The sequence below is a fragment of the Moritella sp. 36 genome (assembly GCF_018219415.1).
Classification (GTDB): domain Bacteria; phylum Pseudomonadota; class Gammaproteobacteria; order Enterobacterales; family Moritellaceae; genus Moritella.
In genome coordinates this window covers 1,068,628-1,089,449 of record NZ_CP056120.1, presented here as the reverse complement: position 1 = coordinate 1,089,449, position 20,822 = coordinate 1,068,628, and the positions used below count along the sequence as shown (strand labels likewise).

General features: G+C 40.3%; 20 protein-coding genes. 9 read left to right on the top strand and 11 right to left on the bottom strand.

All coding sequences use genetic code 11. The features are described from left to right. Window positions 1-177 precede the first annotated feature (177 nt). The gene (locus HWV03_RS05000; protein WP_211678771.1) at window positions 178-1,059 is read left to right on the top strand and encodes an NAD(P)-dependent oxidoreductase; all 882 of its coding nucleotides are present in this window, start codon (window positions 178-180) and stop codon (window positions 1,057-1,059) included. Window positions 1,060-1,133: 74 nt separating this feature from the next. On the opposite strand, the gene HWV03_RS04995 is transcribed toward HWV03_RS05000, so the two are convergent. The 4 genes from HWV03_RS04995 to HWV03_RS04980 all read right to left on the bottom strand — a co-directional run bounded on the left by HWV03_RS04995 (window position 1,134) and on the right by HWV03_RS04980 (window position 5,886). Then, window positions 1,134-2,291: a Bcr/CflA family efflux MFS transporter gene (locus HWV03_RS04995; protein ID WP_211678770.1), complete on the bottom strand. Its 1,158-nt coding sequence runs from the start codon at window positions 2,289-2,291 to the stop codon at window positions 1,134-1,136. Window positions 2,292-2,392: 101 nt separating this feature from the next. After that, window positions 2,393-3,121 carry a helix-turn-helix domain-containing protein gene (locus tag HWV03_RS04990; RefSeq protein ID WP_211678769.1) on the bottom strand — a complete coding sequence of 243 codons (729 nt, stop codon included), beginning with the start codon at window positions 3,119-3,121 and terminating at the stop codon, window positions 2,393-2,395. A 159-nt stretch (window positions 3,122-3,280) separates the two neighbouring features. Then, window positions 3,281-5,008 (bottom strand): MOSC domain-containing protein, encoded by a 1,728-nt coding sequence (locus tag HWV03_RS04985; RefSeq protein WP_211678768.1) that lies wholly within the window; start codon window positions 5,006-5,008, stop codon window positions 3,281-3,283. A 113-nt stretch (window positions 5,009-5,121) separates the two neighbouring features. Beyond that, window positions 5,122-5,886, bottom strand: a complete 765-nt coding sequence (locus HWV03_RS04980; protein WP_211678767.1) for a helix-turn-helix domain-containing protein — start codon at window positions 5,884-5,886, stop codon at window positions 5,122-5,124. 222 nt (window positions 5,887-6,108) lie between these two features. Between HWV03_RS04980 and HWV03_RS04975 the strand changes: the two genes are divergently transcribed. Next, window positions 6,109-6,873: a 4'-phosphopantetheinyl transferase family protein gene (locus HWV03_RS04975; protein WP_211678766.1), complete on the top strand. Its 765-nt coding sequence runs from the start codon at window positions 6,109-6,111 to the stop codon at window positions 6,871-6,873. On the opposite strand, the gene HWV03_RS04970 is transcribed toward HWV03_RS04975, so the two are convergent. The 4 genes from HWV03_RS04970 to pssA all read right to left on the bottom strand — a co-directional run bounded on the left by HWV03_RS04970 (window position 6,849) and on the right by pssA (window position 10,108). Then, complete coding sequence (locus HWV03_RS04970; RefSeq protein WP_211678765.1) at window positions 6,849-7,490, bottom strand: M50 family metallopeptidase; 642 nt, start codon at window positions 7,488-7,490, stop codon at window positions 6,849-6,851. The genes HWV03_RS04975 and HWV03_RS04970 overlap by 25 nt on opposite strands. A gap of 2 nt (window positions 7,491-7,492) precedes the next feature. Continuing rightward, window positions 7,493-8,134: a peptide-methionine (S)-S-oxide reductase MsrA gene (msrA, locus tag HWV03_RS04965; RefSeq protein ID WP_211678764.1), complete on the bottom strand. Its 642-nt coding sequence runs from the start codon at window positions 8,132-8,134 to the stop codon at window positions 7,493-7,495. Window positions 8,135-8,169: 35 nt separating this feature from the next. Continuing rightward, a complete protein-coding gene (locus tag HWV03_RS04960; RefSeq protein ID WP_211678763.1) occupies window positions 8,170-8,502 on the bottom strand; it encodes an HlyU family transcriptional regulator in 333 nt (110 codons plus the stop codon). Between the two features lie 256 nt (window positions 8,503-8,758). After that, window positions 8,759-10,108, bottom strand: a complete 1,350-nt coding sequence (gene pssA / locus HWV03_RS04955) for a CDP-diacylglycerol--serine O-phosphatidyltransferase (protein ID WP_211678762.1) — start codon at window positions 10,106-10,108, stop codon at window positions 8,759-8,761. Between the two features lie 313 nt (window positions 10,109-10,421). Here pssA and HWV03_RS04950 point away from each other — a divergent pair, with 313 nt between their 5' ends. Both HWV03_RS04950 and pdxH read left to right on the top strand, forming a co-directional pair. Next, window positions 10,422-10,685 (top strand): GrxA family glutaredoxin, encoded by a 264-nt coding sequence (locus HWV03_RS04950; RefSeq protein ID WP_211678761.1) that lies wholly within the window; start codon window positions 10,422-10,424, stop codon window positions 10,683-10,685. A 9-nt stretch (window positions 10,686-10,694) separates the two neighbouring features. Beyond that, a complete protein-coding gene (gene pdxH / locus HWV03_RS04945) occupies window positions 10,695-11,348 on the top strand; it encodes a pyridoxamine 5'-phosphate oxidase (protein WP_211678760.1) in 654 nt (217 codons plus the stop codon). A 90-nt stretch (window positions 11,349-11,438) separates the two neighbouring features. Here pdxH and HWV03_RS04940 read toward each other — a convergent pair whose 3' ends face one another. From HWV03_RS04940 to tyrR, 3 genes are all read right to left on the bottom strand, one after another. After that, the gene (locus HWV03_RS04940) at window positions 11,439-12,842 is read right to left on the bottom strand and encodes a cobyric acid synthase (protein WP_211678759.1); all 1,404 of its coding nucleotides are present in this window, start codon (window positions 12,840-12,842) and stop codon (window positions 11,439-11,441) included. Between the two features lie 22 nt (window positions 12,843-12,864). Beyond that, window positions 12,865-13,575, bottom strand: coding sequence for a DUF3108 domain-containing protein (locus HWV03_RS04935; RefSeq protein ID WP_255547075.1), 711 nt, complete (start codon window positions 13,573-13,575; stop codon window positions 12,865-12,867). Window positions 13,576-13,680: 105 nt separating this feature from the next. Continuing rightward, the gene (tyrR, locus tag HWV03_RS04930; protein ID WP_211678758.1) at window positions 13,681-15,243 is read right to left on the bottom strand and encodes a transcriptional regulator TyrR; all 1,563 of its coding nucleotides are present in this window, start codon (window positions 15,241-15,243) and stop codon (window positions 13,681-13,683) included. Between the two features lie 293 nt (window positions 15,244-15,536). Between tyrR and sapA the strand changes: the two genes are divergently transcribed. Genes sapA through HWV03_RS04905 form a run of 5 tightly spaced genes read left to right on the top strand, consistent with a single transcriptional unit; the run spans window position 15,537 to window position 20,818 of the window. Continuing rightward, on the top strand, window positions 15,537-17,150 hold the full coding sequence (gene sapA, locus HWV03_RS04925) for an ABC transporter substrate-binding protein SapA (protein ID WP_211678757.1): 1,614 nt from the start codon (window positions 15,537-15,539) through the stop codon (window positions 17,148-17,150). A gap of 3 nt (window positions 17,151-17,153) precedes the next feature. Further along, a complete protein-coding gene (locus HWV03_RS04920) occupies window positions 17,154-18,119 on the top strand; it encodes an ABC transporter permease (protein WP_211678756.1) in 966 nt (321 codons plus the stop codon). After that, window positions 18,106-18,996, top strand: coding sequence for an ABC transporter permease subunit (locus HWV03_RS04915; RefSeq protein WP_211678755.1), 891 nt, complete (start codon window positions 18,106-18,108; stop codon window positions 18,994-18,996). Before HWV03_RS04920 ends, HWV03_RS04915 begins: the two co-directional genes overlap by 14 nt. Then, a complete protein-coding gene (locus HWV03_RS04910) occupies window positions 18,996-20,009 on the top strand; it encodes a peptide ABC transporter ATP-binding protein (RefSeq protein ID WP_211678754.1) in 1,014 nt (337 codons plus the stop codon). The genes HWV03_RS04915 and HWV03_RS04910 overlap by 1 nt, the downstream gene beginning before the upstream one ends. Continuing rightward, window positions 19,994-20,818: a peptide ABC transporter ATP-binding protein gene (locus HWV03_RS04905; RefSeq protein WP_211678753.1), complete on the top strand. Its 825-nt coding sequence runs from the start codon at window positions 19,994-19,996 to the stop codon at window positions 20,816-20,818. The genes HWV03_RS04910 and HWV03_RS04905 overlap by 16 nt, the downstream gene beginning before the upstream one ends. The last annotated feature ends 4 nt before the right edge of the window (window positions 20,819-20,822 follow it).

Genomic DNA, 20,822 nt, shown 5'->3' with positions numbered 1-20,822 from the left:
GATAAGCCCTAGTTTACCTTGCTGAAATAAAACATACAGCGCTAGAACCATTACATTTACCTATTAATACCATAATATTTGTTAATTAATTGTACAAAACAATTGACTTACCACAAGGTAATGCAATAAATTACAAATGAAAATTGACATATGTCATTATGAATTGGAGTGTGAAATATGAATTATTTAAACGTTGCTTTTGTAGGCCTTGGTGTCATGGGCTACCCAATGGCGGGTTATTTAAAACGTGCTGGATACCAAACCAAGGTATTTAATCGTACCACAGAAAAATCCATACAGTGGGTAAAAGACTACCAAGGAGAGTTGGCCTCGTCCCCTAAAGAAGCCGCAGAAAACGCAGATATCGTGTTCATTTGTGTTGGTAACGATGACGATGTACGCAGCGTGGTATACGGTGAGTCAGGCGTATTGGCCAGCCTCAAACCGGGCGCGATCTTAGTGGATCACACCACGACATCAGCTCAACTTGCCATCGAGTTAGCCGCAGCATGTACAAACCATGATATTGAATTTATGGATGCGCCCGTTTCAGGTGGACAGGCAGGTGCCGAAAATGGCGCATTAACCGTCATGTGTGGTGGTAATGCTAATACCTTTACGACAGTTCAACCTGTGCTTAACGCTTATGCAAAACAGGTAACGTTGCTGGGCGGTCACGGTCAAGGCCAACGTTGTAAAATGGTAAACCAAATATGTATTGCAGGGGTTTTGCAAGGTTTAAGTGAAGCTTTAACGTTAGCAGAAAAAGCATCATTAGATGTTGCACTCGTAGTAGAGACACTTAAGCATGGCGCAGCAGGATCATGGCAGATGGAGAACCGAGCAGAAACGATGGCAAAAGATCAGTTTGATTTTGGCTTTGCGATCGATCTAATGAGAAAAGATCTTGGGATCTGTTTGGAAGAAGCTGAACGCTATCAACTGCAATTACCTTTAACAAGTCAAGTCGATAGTGATTACGAGCTATTACAGCAACATGGACTGGGGAGCATGGATACATCAGCGCTCATCAAAGCTAACGCGATAAAATCAGTCTAAGGATCATAACCAGTTCCAGGCAACCGCTATGTGCGGTATGCCTTGTTCACAAGTCTCAACAAATCCCTCTAGCATTAGCCTTTCCGCCACTGGGCAGTAAGACTAAGCGTGGCCATCATAACGAACACAACCGCCATGACAAACTCGGTATTAGCGATGTGACTGACTAATAGCGTTAACAAGAACATTCCAGCCATTTGCAGCGAGCCGAAAATAGCGCCTGTTTGCCCCTTATGTTGAGGGAATAAGTACAGGGCATTGACCGCTGCGATACTGGTGGTAAGACCGGCACCAAAACAATAAACAGCGACGCTAAGTATCATTAGGCTAAAGCTAGCATAAGTAATGTTAGCCAATAAACCACAACTACCAATAACCATGATGATGCTAGCTGAAAGCAGCAATTGCTTTTCGCTAAAGCGCTGTTTGAGTAGGCTGTTAAACACGAGTCGTGCGGAGATTGTGCTACCTATCAATAGTAGTGAGGTTAAACCAAACGCGTGCGGGGCAATCGAATAGTTTTCTTGTGAGATAAAGGCGCCCATCAGATAGAAAACAATAACGCCACCGTTTGAGACAATCATCAGCAACAGATAGCGTAAGAACTTACTGTTGGATGCGATCATCCAGTAGTCTTGCGCAATATTAGACAATCTTACTGCGTGCATATTCTTTTGCTGATGCGTCTCACCAAGACACAGCGTAATAACCAAAAATATTGTTATCGCTAAGGCGGACATAAACCAAAAGCTAGCTTGCCAACCAAAATGCGTTTGTAATATGCCACCGAGCGCTGGCGTTAGTCCCGGCAAGGTTAAAAATAAAATACCGAACCAAGACATTATGCCGATAAGCTGCGTCTTAGAAAAAGAGTCCTGCAAAATTGTTCGACACAATAGGTACAGAGCGCCAACACCAATACCTTGCACTAAACGGCCTAAAATAAGTACATTAATATCCTGAGTACTGGTACAAATGAGTGAGCCGAGTGCGAATACCAGACTACCGATTATTGCAATAGGACGGCGTCCAAAACGTTCCGATAAGGGACCGCAACACAGCTGGCTTATCGCCACGAAAATAAAGAAAATGCTGACAGTCTGCTGTACCGTGCCACTTGAGGCGTTTAGCGCGTTAGCCATGTACGGTAGACTTGGGGCATACATGTCAGCAGCAAAGAAATAACTGCTTGCCATTAATAGGCTAATTGCGAGTAGTTTAACTAAAGGCATAATAACTCTTCCTAGATTGAATATGCCTTTATTTTACTCACTCATAGACTCAGCCGCTTTAGTCTAAACGCCAGTCTATTGCGCGTAGCCGCCAAGTTGGCTCAGTATTTTTTCTCGCGAAGGTATTTATTAAACACAGTGGAGAAAGCAGAGAGACTATTATAACCAAGTTCCAGAGCAACCTCAGTGTGTGGTATGCCTTGGCGGTTGAGTTGCAAAGCTTTCTCCATCACAATCTGCAACCTCAGGCTGCGGAACGGTTGCTCAAAGCATTTTTGAAACATCCGATTAAGCGTTCTAGTCGAGGCGCCACAACTCTCGGTAAAGTCCTCTAGCGATAATTTGATATCAGGCTTAAGGGTAAGGCTCTGGATTACAGGCAACAAGCGTCGGTCAATCTCACCAGTGGCTTTGTAGCCTTGTTCTTTGATGCTCTGCTGACTAATTTGATCTTTTAGTACCGCTAAATAGTGTGCGGGAATATCACTGACCTCGGTCAATTCGATCTCATCAATATACTCCATAAGCGGTACCACCAGCCCATTGACTGTGAGCCACCCCATATCGTGGCTAAACATCGGCAGTTCATTAGGTTCACAAAATAATACACTAAAAATAGTACTTTTTAGCACTTCTAAACGATGTTCGACACCAGCTGGTATCCAAAGCAGCTGGCCGTTGACCGCAAGGGTACTATCGTTGCGGGTAGCGATAATGCAGCAACCGGAGTGTATGTAGACAAGCTGTACTTTATCGTCGTGTTGATGAAAGCTCTTCTCGGCAGATTTAGCATAAGTTCTTAAATGATGACATAACGGCATTAGCGACATAGCTCTCAATCGATAGGCATTTTATTATATGACAGAACCCTTGATTGTTGTACTCTTTACTGAAGCAAACCCACATCAAAATGAACACCTAAAGCACTGATTATTATGAACTCACTACCAAGGTGTATCCCCTGATATTTCAGCATTTAGCAGCATTGTCTAAACATCGATAATAAGTTGTGAGCTATCTGGAACACCGCAACATAAAAGCACTTCATCTTCCCCTATTCCCTCGACGCTTAATGTGTGCCTTACTTTACCCTCTAGCACTTTCACCTTACAGCGGTGACATTGGCCACTTCGACATTGATACTGTGGTTTTAAATCGTAAAACTCAGCCAATTCCAAGAGTGATACGTCATCCTCTAAATGCCAACTTAATTGCTTTTTCGCATTTTTATAAGTAACCGTTGCAACATCTAACGTATTATCCGCATTATTCATTGCTAGAGCGGAAACGAACTCTTCAAAAAAGACTTTCTCGACTCCTTTCTCTTTTAAGCCTGAATACAGAGCTTGCTGCATTGGTTTAGGTCCACATAGATAGAAACTAAAAAATGCAGGAGGGATAGCAATTGTTTTACCGTTAAACTTAATATTTTCTGTTTTTAATATAGACATAAGTTTATCAACAGACAGCAGGCCGCATGAATGATAATCATGCCCAATCGTCTCATTTTCGGTGGGCCCTGAATAAACAAAGTGAATATGTACTCCTAGCTCTTCAACTTTTGCTAGTACATCATCTCTAAACGGATGATTATCTTTGTTTAACACACACTGAATCCAATAAATCGGTGCTCGCGTGTTTTTGTCTTTTAGAAGATGAGCCTGCAACATCGCAAGCATCGGCGTCACGCCTATCCCACCTGATATCAGCACGATAGGCATAATATCAGTGTTATCTAAATAAAAATCACCAGAGGGTGCTTTGATCTCAACTTGTACTCCTTCTTTTGCAGCATGCATCCATGAAGAGCCTAAGCCATTGTCTACTTTTTTAATTGATATACGATATTGCATTTTGTCTGGGCAATATTCAGAAAGACTCCACCGTCTCTCGATTACTTCATTTTCAACCTGTAAGCGTACAGCTAAATGCTGACCAGGGCGAAAAGCTGGAACAGCTTGTATATCTGATGGTGACAAATAAAAAGAATAAATATCATGGGTTTCTGCAACGATATTATTAATCGTAAACGACCGCCATCCTAACCAACGATATTCTTTTAACAGTGACAGCTCTTCAATAGTATGTATTTTTTTGTTAATCCAGGTTAACCCCCAAGGTGTGAGGTCTGGCAAACTTTTTACCTCAAGCATCTGCCCTATACTCGTATCTGAACTTTGCAACATACGAGATATACCAGCGACGGTAGGATGCTGTGGATTACTCTTTATAACGGTGAATGCATCATTGGGCTCTATTGTTCCCGGTTCAATAACATTCATGTAGAAACCAATTCGTCCTGAATCAATAATATCTGATAATACGCTGACCGCTTGCCCTAAACGCCAAGACAGCTTAAAGCACGGGATTCTAGGAAACGTCACCTGTAACACCGCTTCATTTCCAATACGTACGATGTCACCAATACGTAATGTCTCCTCACAGGCATGGTTTAAGGTAATGTTTTCTCCCCAATGCGCATGCTTCCATGACGAACGTTCTATATTAAAAACTTCACACCAATAGTCATAATGATTCTCTGAATATACAAAGACATCTTCGATATGGTCTGCAGGCTTATTTCCAACGGGGCCCGTTTGATCAAAATAAACGGGATGATAGAGGGGCTCTCTAACAATTGATGTTTTTAAATCTTTTCCATTAATGTTCTCAAGTTTAGGCTTTGAGACACTTAAAGCGACGACATAATTTTCCATTAGCATTTCTTCACTATCAACTTAATTGAATCAAATATGCTAACAGGATAATAATTATCGACTATCAAACTGGGGACATTGAGTAACGATAATCAGACAATAAACCCTAACCGCTATTCAAAATACTTTCTATATTGACTTGGAGTGGTATGCATTGCCTGCTTAAAAAAGTATATAAAAGCACTCGTAGTTGAAAAATCTAACGTTAAGGCACAACCTGTCACTGATTCGCCTTCTGACAACAGCTCAATGGCTTTTAATAACAGCCACCTTTTTCTCCATTCTTGATAGTGCATACCCGTTTCTTTAAAGAAAATACGGCTGATGGTTTTTTCACTTGCACCAATTTTCTTTGCCATCACGCCGAGTTTCTGGGGAGCATATTCTCCTAAAGAGTTTAACCAAGCCAACAAACGACTATCAGTTGGTAATGGCAGTGATAAATCAGTCAGTGGCGCTTGATAACTTTCATAACACAGTAACTCAATCAATGAGGGATGGAATTGGCGATTATTAGAGGCGTAAGATACTCGCTGTATTAATGCATTTAACAAAGAATTTAATCTTAGTACACGCAGATCATTGGGGACCGTATAACCAATGCTTGATTTAAAGAATAATGTAACCAAACTCTCCCCACCGCGACGCTCAATACTATGTTGTATTTTTGGCGGTAGCCAAATTGCACAATTTGGTGGTATCACCAGTTTTTGAGATTGAAGATTTACAGTGATACAACCAGAAGGAGACAGTATTAACTGGCTTTCTTGATGGGAATGCATGCCCCAGTCAAATTGATGCTCATTAGAAACAAAGCCATAAACATCATCAAATTCTTCATCACAAATATAATCATGATTACCTTTAACTATAGACATACGTAACCTATTTTTATCACTTCAATCATGACGCTGGAAAATATAATCGAAAAACTATTCATCCAAACGACCTAAAATGAAGCCTTAAGCGACAATGTCGCATTAGCTATTCCACAAAACCACCAAGTAATGACTTATTAAAGTGGTCTAACTTTTGAGAGTCTACACTGTATCTTATTATGTTATACTCCCATTAATAGTGATATAACGGTTCCATTTCTAATGCCACACACTGAATCATTCTTTAGCCCACAATTAACGTTTACCTCTAATGCCGACTTAACTACCAATATCAATTCAACAATTGAGGCTTACCTATTTAACAGTAATACCATCAGTAGCGAACAGATAACATCATTTTCTGAGCATTATTTGCATCCTCATGAATATGAAGTATTTACGAAACGTAAACAGCAGCAGGCTCAACAAGAATACCTTGCGACTCGCATTATCATTAAGGCTTATGCTAGCCAATGCTTAGGGTATAATTTTACTGAGCTTTATGTGTTATTCGACACTGAAAAAAACGACTTAAATATATACTATAATGAGGACATCGTTCCGTTAAAATGTTGTATTTCTCATTCTCATGGCCAAGTTCTTATTGCCCTAGCACCAACAACACAACCAATTAAACTCGGTGTCGATTTAGAATGGATTTCAACCAAACGTTCTCTCGAAAGAATCGCACACCACTATTATCATGCCGAAGAATTGGCAGCTTGTACTGCACAATCCTTAATGTTAAAAGCGCAGGCTTTTTATCGTATTTGGACATTAAAAGAAGCATTAGCAAAAGCAATTAAGCAACCAATAGCAGCACTACTCCGCGACAATGTATTTAACCACTGCGAACAATTACATGTGCGTTCAGGCTGTTATGGAGAGTTTGATTTAAGTATTATCAGTGACCTTGAATTCACCGATAATACTTATATAAAAATACTAACTGGAGTATTAGATCAGGATTTTCGTAACGTTAAATAAATAAAATATAAGCTGGCAAGAAACCACAGACCACCCCACATAAAGGTCGCGCCACCAATTTCATTTGCTAACATACGCGCATCAGATAATGAACCACTATGGATAATGGTATCCTGCCAAATATCTAAGGGCACATAGATCATGCTGGCACTAGCGAACACCAATAAAACTGTTTGCTTAATACCTGTGCTCGCATACTTGAGTAACCCCAGAATCACAAGAGCAATGACAGCAGCAAAGCCGATAGTGTATAAAGTGCCACCAAAGAATACCGCAACCAATAACATGGTTATTGCCAATAAGGCTAAACTTATATCGGTTGTTTGACGGCGTATACTAGCTGCATAAAACAGCAGACCAAACAGTAGCGAACCCAAATAACCTGCACTAAGAATAATAAAACGCGAGCCCCCCGCAGAGCGAACATGCCCACTCTGATAGGCAGATACGACAAACTCCACGACTTTACCGCCGGTTAACCAAGTCGCAAGCGCATGGCTTAGCTCATGTAAAAAAACAACCAGTATCTTAAGTGGAGCAATTAATGCACTTTGCCACATAAAGGCGAGAACGGTAAACACGAGTATAAATAAGATTCGTCTATTTCTCGCTTTCATGATTAATTCCCTGGGTAACAGATACCAGAACCACCTAGCCCACAATAACCTTGAGGATTCTTAGCAAGATATTGCTGATGATCTTGTTCTGCATAATAAAATGGCGCAGCTAGGTCGATCTCAGTGGTGATTAACTCTGAACTTCCCCCGCCTGTAAGCGCTTGTTGATACTGGTCAGCAGAAGCTTTAGCCTGAACTAATTGCTGCTGTGAAGTGCAGTAAATAGCAGAACGATATTGCGTACCTTGGTCAGCACCTTGGCGCATGCCTTGCGTTGGTTGATGGTTTTCCCAAAACAAAATCAAGAGTTCCGCATAACTAATGACTTCGGGGTCAAATACGACTAACACCGATTCCGTATGCCCAGTTTGACCTGAGCATACTTGTTGATAACGCGGATGTACAGTATAGCCACCTTGGTAACCAACTGCCGTCGTTACAACACCCGGTACAGACCAAAATAATCGCTCAGCGCCCCAAAAACAGCCCATCGCAAAATAGCAGACTTGATGTTGAGCTATAAAAGGCGGAACCATATTCGTTGCCGATACATAATGTAACGCATCAACAGTTATTGCAGTTTGATTATCAGGTAGTGCATCTGCTTCACTAACCATGGTCAACTTATTTTTTGCAAAAAACATTGTGAACTCCAGCGTTAATTAATCGAATAAGTAAATTACTTAAACATGTTATCGCCGACTTGGTCGATAAATAATTTACATTTTTGTAAAGTGATTTGCTCAGCTTGCGGCTTACTCATGCAAAGATCGGAACGAATAAACGAATGTTTTAAATTTTCCACTTCGTTTTCTTTTCCATCCGCATCTAGCTCTGCCGTGTCTTTTACAATCGGCTTTTCAATTAAACCCGCAACACGATATTGCCCCCCTTCTTCCTTCGGCATCACAAAGATAAGATAGCCATTGTAATGTACAGGTTCAACACTCGGCATATTGTCGACAGATTTAGCATCTGAGTCAGAAAAAAATCGTTTTAAAAATCCGAACATGAAAATAACAGCCAATTTAGTTGTTTAATAGTTAATCAGAGTATAATCAGCAAGCTAGAACAGAGCAATAGCATTTACGTAGAATGAAAAGAATTTACGTCATCCGCTGGCGGTAAAGATAACGATACATCATTGTGAAAGTGACACGAGTACCAAAATATTAGTGACTAAAAATAGTCAAAAATAAAAAAGCTTGTTACCGAAACAGTAACAAGCTTTTTCTATCCTATTCATTTAGTTTTTTAGAACAGCTAAATTATAGAATCCGTTTGAGTAACATATCCAAGCGTGTTGTTTTAATACGACGCATAAATTTCTGTACTGGTGCAGGATAGTCCGCCAAGCTGTCTAAATCAGAAAGGTGCTTAATACGACGAGTATTTTTCAACACATGTTCTTGCTCAGCTTGTAGAGTATCTTTTAATAACTGTTTAGGATCATGAATTAAAATACCATTCTCTAAATCTAAGCCCCACGCACGTGGATTCAAGTTATTACCTGTTAATAAGTGGTACTTATAATCACAGCACAGACCTTTAAGGTGGAAACTGTTACCTTCATCTTTCCATAATCTAACATTAAGCAGACCTTGATCGATAAATGACTGACAGCTTTTCACAAACTTATACAGGTAACTTTCGTAAATATAAGGCAACGCCGAAATAACTTTAAACGGTTCTGACGGTGGAATGTAGAAATCGTTAGCCGTTTTGTCACCAATAACTAAGGTTACTTTCACATTACGTTTTAGCAGGCGTTTAATGTCTTTTGATATGGACAATGGCAAGTTAAAATACGGTGTAAAAATAGTAATTTCGCTTTCTACCGCACGTAATAAATTGGTGATCGTTTGGTTTAGTTTATTACCGTGACGACCAAAACCAGAAATCGGAGTGATGCCCACTTCAGTACTGTCTGGCGTAGTATTAATGTAATGATACTGCGCACTGCGTAGCGTTTGTTTGAACTGACGAATATCTTGCTTCAAAGTTTTGCTTGACGGGATAGTATCGTCATCAAGTCGCGTCACCGCATTTTGACTTACAAAATAGTCTTCTAAATAAGAGACCATCGAGTCAGCTAGCGCAGGATTATAAAGCACATGATAGCGATCGCAGCGGTATTTATCCCCTTGATGCAAGTAGATATCATTAATACTCGCACCACTGTAAAGCACGGTGTCATCAAAGATAAAGCCTTTCAGATGCAATACACCTAATACTTCTTTACCTTTCACAGGCACGCCTAAGATCGTGACTTTGTCACCGAGTCTTTTACGCATTTCTTTATAGAAGTCGGCATTACCACCATGATCTTTTTGGCCAATAAGACCGCGTTGTGCTCGATGAAAATCAACGAACACTTTAATCACTAATCTAGGATTATTTACACGAGCTTGATAAAGCGCATCAAGAATTTCTCTGCCGGCTTCATCGTCTTGGATATAAAGAGCCGAAATATAAATGCGTCTCGAAGATGAAGCAATTAAATCTAATATTTTGGCTTTAAAATCACGCGCTGAAAATAAAACATCAATATGCCCTGCCGACATTGGCAGTTGCTTTAAGTTGGTAATCGTAGACTGATAAAACTCTAATGATTTCATATGTCGTTTCAAGCTGATTTATAAAAGTTAATCGATAATTATCACTGATTCCCACTGTGATTGCTATGTATCTCTGCAATTATTAGAACTCGGTACTCAAAATTTACATTTATTAACAGAAGTTATACGTATGTTAAACTCTTAATTAATAGCTATTGACTATCAATTATTATTAAATAAACAATTTCATTTTATTTCAGAAAAACATATTATGTACACATTAAGAGTGAATTCACTCACTAGCAACTGGTACTTGATCATAGAGTACAGATAGCGTGCTAACCAATTTTATTTACGTGGAGTATTTTATATTATGTATACAGTTATCTTTGGTCGTCCAGGTTGTCCTTTCTGCGTACGTGCAAAACAAATTGCAGAAACATTAAAAGCTGAGCATGAAGATTTTGATTTCGACTACATCGATATGCTTGCTGAAGGCATCAGCAAAGCAGACCTAGAAAAATCAGCAGGTGTACCAGTGAATACTGTTCCACAAATCTTCATAGATGAAAAGCACCTTGGTGGTTGTACTGAGTTTGAACAGTACGCTAAAGAAAATTTGGGTTTATATGCATAAGGTTTAACAATGCCTTTATTAAATAAGATTCGTTGTGCATTTACCTTAGGGCAAGGCGTATTAGTCGACTTGCCCGACCTTGATCCTAGCGTAGATCCATTTGATCAGTTCCAAAACTGGTTCAAAGCGGCGCAAGACTGCGGCATTGTCTTACCTGAATCCATGACAGTGTCTACGGTTGATGCGAATGGTTACCCTTCTTGCCGTGTTGTATTACTCAAAGAATTGAGCAAAGAAGGCTTTGTTTTCTTTACCAATTACGACAGTAGAAAAGGCCGAGAACTCGCTCAGAATCCCCATATCGCGTTAACTTTCCATTGGAATATTTTACAGCGTCAAGTGCGTATTCAAGGTGTGGTCGAAAAGATCTCAGCTGAAGATTCTAATACCTACTTCCAGTCTCGTGGACGTGGCAGCCGAATCGGTGCATGGGCATCAGAGCAAAGTGCAGTGATCACTTCACGCAAAGTCCTTGAACAACAAGTTAAACAGTTCACCGATAAATTTGCAGATAAAGAAGTGCCACTTCCTGAGTTTTGGGGTGGCTACGTGGTGAAACCGACAAGTATCGAGTTTTGGCAAGGTAAAGCCGATCGCTTACATGACCGCTTTAGTTATGTGAAAGATGGGAATATCTGGCGTGTTGATCGCCTCGCGCCTTAATCAAGGTCAGCTTATTAATAAACTCTTATTAAGAGCACAGCTATATTTAAGCAGGTAACTCCGTTTACCTGCTTTATTTTTATCTACACTTTATAACCAGTTCAATTTTTCAAACATATCACCAACACGGTTTAGTTCCGCATCTAAGCTTACGGCATGCTCGTCCGCTTCACCTACCCAGCCTAAATTCGCTAAAAACTGATTGATAAAACCTTTATTATCAAACAATCCATGTAAATAACAGCCATAAACATTCCCTTTCTGCCAGCCTAAATCGGTTTCGATAAAGCTTTTACAACGCATAGTTTGGCTCACATCGCTGATCGTTGTTTTACCATGGTGAATTTCATAACCCGACAATTTAAAACCTTGCCAATCGATATTACGCTGTCGTGTCGTTTTAGTCTCGGCATGTGCAGTGATGATAGGTAACAGTCCCAAGCCTTGTTCATCACCACCTTCAATGTGGTGTGGGTCTAGAATATGTTCACCAAGTAATTGCATGCCACCACAAATACCGAGAATAGGTTGCCCACGCTGCGCCGCTTTGTAGATCTCATTGGCTAAGCCGGAACCACGTAAATGTAATAAACTCGCCGCTGTATTTTTACTACCGGGTAAGATAATGGCATCAAAGTCAGCCAATGATTGACCATCTCGTAGTGGGACTACGCTGACATTATCTTGATGGATCAAGTTATCAAACTCGTCCATATTCGCCGCATAAGGGTAAGCAATCAACGCAATATTGATATGTCCACTTTGATAAACGGCACGATGATGTAAAGTATCCTCTTCGGGTAAACGATGCGGAAAGTAGTGAATATTAGCAAGGGTCGGCACACCCGTTTTTTCTTCTAACCAAGTCATGGCATTACCCAGTAATAACGGATCACCACGAAATTTATTTAATACAAAGCCTTTAATCAGTTTTTGCTCTTCTTCTGCAAGGCACATAAAAGTACCGAGTAGATGCGCAAACGCACCGCCTTTATCAATATCAGCAACTAAATAGACATCTGCATTACAAGCCAGCGCAACGCTCATGTTCACAATATCACTGGCGCGTAAGTTGACTTCGGCCGGACTGCCCGCACCTTCAATAATGATTTGCTGGTAGTCTTTCTGTAAACCGTTAAGTGCCTTTTCAACATGCTCAAAAAGGTGAGACTTACGTTCCATCCACGGAATGTTACTTAATTCTGGAGCGGGTTTACCGTTTAAAATAAGCTGGCTTTGAGTGTCCGCACTGGGTTTTAGTAATACAGGGTTCATGCGTACATCGGGGAGGACTTTGGCAGCAATAGCTTGTAGATACTGCGCGCGGCCGATCTCTTCTCCTTGCGCTGTTACAGCGGCGTTATTACTCATATTTTGCGCTTTAAATGGCGCGACATTAATACCACGATTGGCAAACATGCGGCATAAACCCGCGACAACGAAACTTTTACCGGCGTCACTCGTGCACCCCATGATCATGATTGGTTTTGTCATTTTATCTTCTAATTATGATAGGTTACTGAAAAGTAAGATCGGTGAGTTTTAAGTACGATTTGCGTACGCCATGTTTATATACTTCAACTTGCCCAAGCTGGTAATCTAGTTTGGGAATAAACCAGTAATAAGTCGCGCGGTTTTTCTTCTTTTTAACTTCTTTGACTTTAACCGCTGTCATGTCACCAAATATAGTGTTGATCGTTTCTTTCTGTACAACTTCAAATTCAATGGTTTCTAGTTTTTTTTCAAATACCCATTCGTAGCTGAATGCTGTTTTACCTAACTTAAGATCATTTTGAACAACAATAGTCATGGCACCAACATCCATCACACCCGGCTTTGATTTAATTTCTACATGGCCATCTTCAAAATCCATTAAAATGTCACCATTATCTTCAAAGGAAGCTGATGATATGTTTCCAAAGCCCATTACCGATGTTTCATGCTCGTAACGGTCAGTGGTTAAGATGTTGTCTTTAAAGCTAAACCATGAATTATTTTTATAGCCGCCGGTACCAAATAATACACTCGCTTGTGTCGTGAGCTTATAGCTATCACCACTTAAACGTCGTAATGTACGCTCACCACTACCAAATTTTACGTCTTTGTAATACACCGCATACTTAGCTTGAAAAGGATAGACTTCAGCTTGGGCTGCAGATACGGTCATAGCGAAAGTCCCTATACTCAAAGCAATCAAGTAAAAAAATTTAGCAAATGTATCCATCATATGGACTCCCTTCACAGTAGCTCGCATACGAGGGATGCAAGCCGTCACTGTTTTGGCCTATAAGCCTTAATAATTTTAGCTTATAACGACATTTGCGGCGTAATACTATTTTTTAGTAATTTTATAATCTCGTAGTTTATTGGCAATAGCTGTATGAGAGACACCCAAGCGCTTGGCCAATTGACGTGTGCTTGGGTAAGACGGATATAGGCGCTGCAGTAACAGCTTTTCAAAACGTTTACACGCTTCATCTAATGAGCCATCAAACAAGCCTTCATCATAACTTTCATTTTTCGCTTTCGGTAAATTTAAATCACACGGGTTTAGCGTATCCCCCTCTAACAAGGTCAATGCGTGATATAACACGTTACGTAATTCACGCACATTTCCTGGCCAAGGGTAAGATTGTAATAGATCTAATACATTACGGCTTAACAGCGGTTTAGTTCGCTGTAATTCATGACTGAACACAGTGCAGAAAGAATGACATAGCGGGATAATATCTTCTTTACGTTCACGCAGTGCTGGCACCGTCATCGATAATACATTTAAACGATAATATAAATCTTGGCGGAATTTACCTTCGCTGATTAATTTAGCCAGATCGTTTTGTGTTGTGCAAAAAATACGCACATCAACACATACCTCTTGCTCGTCACCAACCCGTCGGAAACAGCCTGTTTCTAACAAGCGTAAAAACTTAGTTTGCAAGTAAGGTGACATATCACCAATTTCATCAAGTAATACCGAGCCTTCATTTGCAAGTTCAAAAATACCTCGTTTGGTTTCACCATCATGAGTGACCACACCAAACAATTCAGACTCTGCAACCGCATCAGGCACCGCTGCACAGTTTAATGCTAAAAATTGATTTTGTGAGCGTCCACTTGCTTGGTGACAGGCTTTAGCAATAAGTTCTTTACCCGCCCCAGTCTCACCTAAAATCATTAACGGCGCATCTAGCATAGCTAACTTTTTCGCCGTATTGATTAGCGTATGCATTTTGTCGCTTTTGGCGAGAATGTCATCAAATGCAGCAAACTGGAAAGTACGTAAGAAATTAAACTGCTTGCCAATGCGAACAACCGATTTAAGAATAATCACCGCACCAACGAGCTCGTCTGGTGTTGCCATTGCTTTTGAACGTGCGACTTGATTAATATCACTACTAATAGTCAAGGGTAATATATCACCCAGAAAATCCTCATCCAATAACGTTAGCTTTTGCGTTTGCGCACAAACTTCATCTGATTCCAGCCATTTTAAAATAGAGAAACCCTTCACGAAATGGCTAATACAATGACCTTTCACCTGCGACTCAGATAGCCCAAGAGCAGTCAATGCGGGAGTGTTAACCAAAGACACGGTACCTTTGACATCAACGGAAAATACGATATCAGGTAAGTTAGTCATCAAGGTTTGAATTTCTTGATGCTCGAGTTCAGAAGGCAAATAACCGACTGTTTTCACATCGCATACACCACTGATACGACGAAGACTCGTCATCAATGCCTGTAAATCAGAAAATTCTAAATTAGGTGATTTAATAAATATCCGGTCGGGTTGCTGGATCTCAATCGCGGATAAATTAATATCTCGAGCTAAAAAGCAATCAAGTATCTCACGACTAATACCGACTCTATCTTCACAAACTAATTCCAAACGCATTACTGTAACCACCATAAAGTTCTATGCGCATATAATAGCATGTAAACAAGAGGCCCATCGTCAATAAAAATAGAGCCGCTAAGATTAATATAGTCCGAATACCTGATTTGAATAGATCGCTTAATAATACTGCTAAATATTACTCGTTTACGGTAAAAACTAGCTGATATAATTAAAATTTTTACATCATATTGCAATAAACTTAACTATTATGATGTAAAAGACACAGATTAACTTGGTTGAACATTACCTTAGTGATAAATTAGCGAGGTAAGTAATAGTGATAAAACAATATGCATATTCCAAACTTGATTAAATATATACTGCCATTGACCGTTATGCTCTCCTTAACGGCATGTGATAAGCAAACTAAAATTAAACAGCACGGCCTGTCTTATTGCACAGAGGGAAGTCCGTCCTCATTTAACCCTCAAACGGCGACATCAAATGTAACGCTCGATGCAACGACTAGCCAACTTTACAACCGCTTGATATATATTGATCCGAATACGCAGCAATTTAAAGCGGGGTTAGCCATTGACTGGGAAATATCTGAAGACCGTCTCTCTTATCGTTTTTTCTTGCGGAAAAATGTACGTTTTCATCACACCGATTACTTTACACCAACACGACCATTTGATGCCGATGATGTCATCTTTAGTTTCTCGCGCATTTTAGATAAAACGAATCCTTATCATGACGTTTCTGCGACAGGCTACCCTTTCTTTGAAGGCATTGAATTAGACCAACAAGTCCAAGCCCTCGTAAAGATTGATGATTACACGATTGAATTTAAACTCGTGCGACCTGACTCTTCGTTTATTGCTAATTTAGCCAGTGATTTTAGCGTGATTTTATCCGCTGAATATGCCGATACTTTGACTGCGTTAAATAAACAGGCCGATATAGACAATCTACCTATTGGTACTGGCCCATTTAAATTTAAAGAATACCGCACTGATAATTTCATTCGCTATCAAAGACATGATGATTATTGGGGGGAGAACGCCAAGATAAAACAATTGATTTTTGATATCACCCCAAATGCATCATCTCGATTAGCGAAATTACTGACTCAAGAATGCGATATCATGGCTTATCCAGCGGCCAGCCAGGTTGAAATGATCAGTGAGCATGACCGAGTCAGTATATCAGTAGAAACAGGCTTAAACGTCGCTTATTGGGCATTCAATACCGAAAAAGCACCGTTTGACAATCCAAAAATTCGCCGCGCATTAGCGCACACGATCAACCAAGAAACCCTATTACAAGCGGTGTATTACAATACTGGTGTCAATGCTAAGTCTATTTTACCTCCAGTGTCTTGGGCCTATAACCCTTACCTTAAAAACTATAAATATAACATTGCATATGCGCGTCAACTATTGACTGAAGCTGGCTATCCAAATGGTTTTAGCATGGATATTATGGCGCTGAAATCATCACAAGTTTATAATCCAGATGCAGTGAAAATGGCCGAGCTTATTCAATCTGAATTAGCACAAATCGGAATTGAGGTAAGAATTATTAAATATGAGTGGCAGCTCATGGAAAAGAAATTACAACAGAGTGACTATGATAGTTACCTATTAGGTTGGGTTGCTGATAATAATGACCCAGATAATTTCTTCCGCTTTCAATTGAGTTGTAATGCAATTAACACGGGGTCGAATTATACCCGTTGGTGTAACTCAGAATTCGATGATTTAATTAATCAAGCGGTCACTGAAACAGAATACATTGAACGCGTAACACTCTATTATCGCGCTCAAGAGATTATTCAACAAGAACTACCACTCATTCCACTGGCACATTCGTTACGTTTACATGCCTATACAAGTGGACTAAAAGGCGTTGAAACAACCGCTTTTGGTGGCATCAATTTCATTAATACAGTACGGCAGTAACTCATGTTTTTTTATATAATAAGACGTATTAACCTATTGGTCATTACGGTCGCAGCATTAACCGTCATTGGTTTCTATCTCCGAACCCGTGTAGCCGGTGATTTGGCTTTAGATGGGAATGTAATCAGTAATTATTTAGATTATTTGATGGCAATTTCACAAGGTGACTTGGGGATTACCACAGGTACGGCTCAACCCGTTTTCGATGAAATATTAACGGTATTTCCCGCAACATTAGAGCTTTGTTTTAGTGCCTTCATATTATCTATTTTAATTGGGGTACCCATTGGCACAGTGGCAGGGATGCAACGTGGTAGCTCACTCGACAGTACGATCATGGGTATTTCTCTGTTTATCTTTTCCATTCCGGTATTTTGGTTAGCATCGTTAGTCATGATGTACTTTGCCCTTAACTGGAATTGGCTACCTGTTACAGGCCGACTGAACTTACTTTATGAGATTGACTCAGTAACTGGCTTTATGCTTATTGATACACTTATTTCCGATAACCCGTATAGCCAAGATGCATTTTACGATGCGCTTAAGCACTTACTGTTACCGACAATTGTATTAGCAACGGTACCGACAACGGAAGTTATTCGCCAAATGCGTAACCACGTCAGTGATGTCATGAAGCAAAAATACATTAAAGCCGCAGCCAGTAAGGGGTTAAGTAAAACCCAAATTATCCTGCGCCATGTACTGCGTAATGCAATCCCAAATATGATCCCACACCTTGGTCTTCAATTTAGCACGGTATTAACGACAGCAATGGTCACTGAGGCCGTATTTTCATGGCCGGGTATCGGCCGCTGGCTAATTAACAGTATTTATCAGCAAGACCATGCTGCTATCCAAGGCGGAATGTTAACAGTGGCCATCTTTGTAGTCACCGCAAATGTATTAACCGAAATATTAACTGTCGTCATTCATCCAATTCGCAGGAAAGAACTTTATGCCCAACATTAATGTCTTTGCGGATGAACATATTCTTTCTCCTACGGAACAAACCTGGAAGCACTATTCATCCCAACAAATTGCGATGGCCGCGCTATGGGCTCTTGGTTTTTTATGTTTCTTAATGGTTTTTGCACCTTTGATTGCACCCCATGAACCAGACTTACGACAAGCCCATTTACTCTTACAGCCCCCCTCATGGGATGAGCAAGGTACCGTTGACTATTTCTTTGGCACCGACGATTTAGGCAGAGATGTGCTTTCACGGTTATTATATGGTTTACGCTTAACCTTTGGTAACGCTCTGCTCGTTAGCTTTATCGCCTTAATCATCGGCACAACAATTGGAATTACCGCTGCAATCAGCCGTGGTCTGCTATCTAGCACCTTGCATCATATAATGGATACAGCGTTATCGATTCCGTCGTTGTTATTAGCGATTATCTTTATTTCAATACTTGGACCAGGCTTGGATCACAGCTTATTAGCAATCTTACTGGCTTCTATCCCACAATTTATTCGCGGTGTCTATTTATCGGTTTATCAAGAACTGCAAAAAGAATACATCATTGCACTCAAACTTGACGGTGCAAATAACTACCGCATTATTCGTTATGGCGTGTTTCCAAATATCATTGAAACACTGGTTAACTTACTTACTCGAGCGATCTCGTCAGCTATAATTGATATAAGTGCATTAGGATTTTTAGGCTTAGGTGCACAACGTCCCCTTTCTGAATGGGGCACGATGTTATCGGGTGCAACCGACCTTGTATTTATCGCACCTTGGACCGTTGTATTACCTGGTTTAGCTATTTTAGTGACGATTTTCATTGTTAATGTCGTTGGCGAAAGTTTAAGACAATCTGTTATTGCGGGAATTGACTAATGGCACTACTCGACATTCGAAATCTCACCATTGAAATTGAAACACCACAGGGTACCTTAAAAGCAGTAGACCGATTTAACCTGACCCTGAGTGATGGTGAAGTGCGTGGACTAGTAGGTGAATCGGGTTCAGGAAAGAGCCTTGTTGCAAAAGCAATTATGGGGATCACTAAAGATAATTGGCGTATTCGTGCAGACCGCTTACGATTAGGTGATATCGATTTACTTAACTTAACCCCGGTACAACGTCGCCGAGTGATGGGCAAAGAAATTGGTATGATCTTTCAAGATGCAGCCGCGCATTTGGACCCATCAGAAAAAGCGGGCGATCAGCTTGCAGAGGCCATCCCGTGCGATCAGTTTACCGGCCATTTTTGGCATCGTTTTAACTGGCGTAAAAAACAAGCCATTGCCCTATTGCATAAAGTCGGTGTAAAAGATCATAAAAAGGTGATGAATAGCTACCCTTTTGAGCTCTCTGAAGGTCTCTGTCAAAAAGTGATGATAGCAATGGCAATTGCGAAAAAGCCCCGCCTGTTGATTGCTGACGAGCCGACAACAGCAATGGAGCCTAAAACGCAAAATCAAATTTTACGTTTACTCGATAAGCTAAATAAGTTGTCACACACCACCATTCTTCTTATTAGCCATGATTTAGAAACAGTGAGTTTGTTAGCAGATAATATGACTGTAATGTACTGTGGGCAGATGGTTGAAAGTGGCACGATAGATCAAGTGTTTAATCATACCCACCACCCCTATACTGCTGCATTATTACGTGCCAATCCAGATTTTAGCCAGGTGCCACATAAAGGACGGTTAAATACCTTAGCTGGGCAGGTTCCGCTCTTACACCATTTGCCAATTGGTTGCCGACTTGGACCTCGCTGCCCTAATGCCCAAAAAAACTGTGTGATAATACCACCAATGCAAAAGGTAAAAGGCCATATGTTTAGTTGCCATTTCCCATTAAATGCAGATGAATTAAAAGGTAAAAAATGTCAGAAAAAATAATCGACATCGCAGCGGAAAAGCGTGTGCAACCTTTACTGCGTGTAGAAAGTTTAGGGAAAACCTATATAAACCCAACCGGTTTTTTTAAACGCGAAGAAGTCGTTGCAGTCAATAATATTTCATTTAATTTAAACCGTTCAGAAACGCTCGCGATTATTGGTGAAACAGGTTCAGGGAAATCAACACTAGCCCGTTTACTGGCTGGTATAATACCGCCGACTAAAGGCAATATTTATATTGATGGTTGCAAGCTAGATGACAGCAATACGGACTTACGTTGTCGTTCGATAAGAATGGTATTTCAAGATCCTGAAACATCACTTAATCCCCGTACCAGTGTCGGTCAGATTCTAGATGCACCATTGCAATTAAATACGGATATGTCTGTAAATAAGCGCACAGAAAAAATCACCGAAACGCTACGTTTGGTCGGTCTACTACCAGAATATGCAACATTCTACCCTCCAATGTTATCGAGCGGCCAGAAACAACGTATTGCTCTGGCCAGGGCGCTTATTTTAAACCCGAAGATTATTATTGCTGATGATACATTATCAACGCTGGATATATCCTTGCGTTCACAAATGATCAATTTGATGCTAGAACTACAAAAAACAATTGGCATCTCTTATATTGTGATTACCCATAATATGGGCCTAGTGAAGCATATAAGTGACAAAATGATTGTTATGCATCAAGGGGAATGTATCGAACAAGGTAATACAGAGCAGCTATTCTCTCGACCTACAGCCGCATTATGTGGACAAATATTATCTAATCAATATAACATGAAGAAACACAGCTGCTAATGCC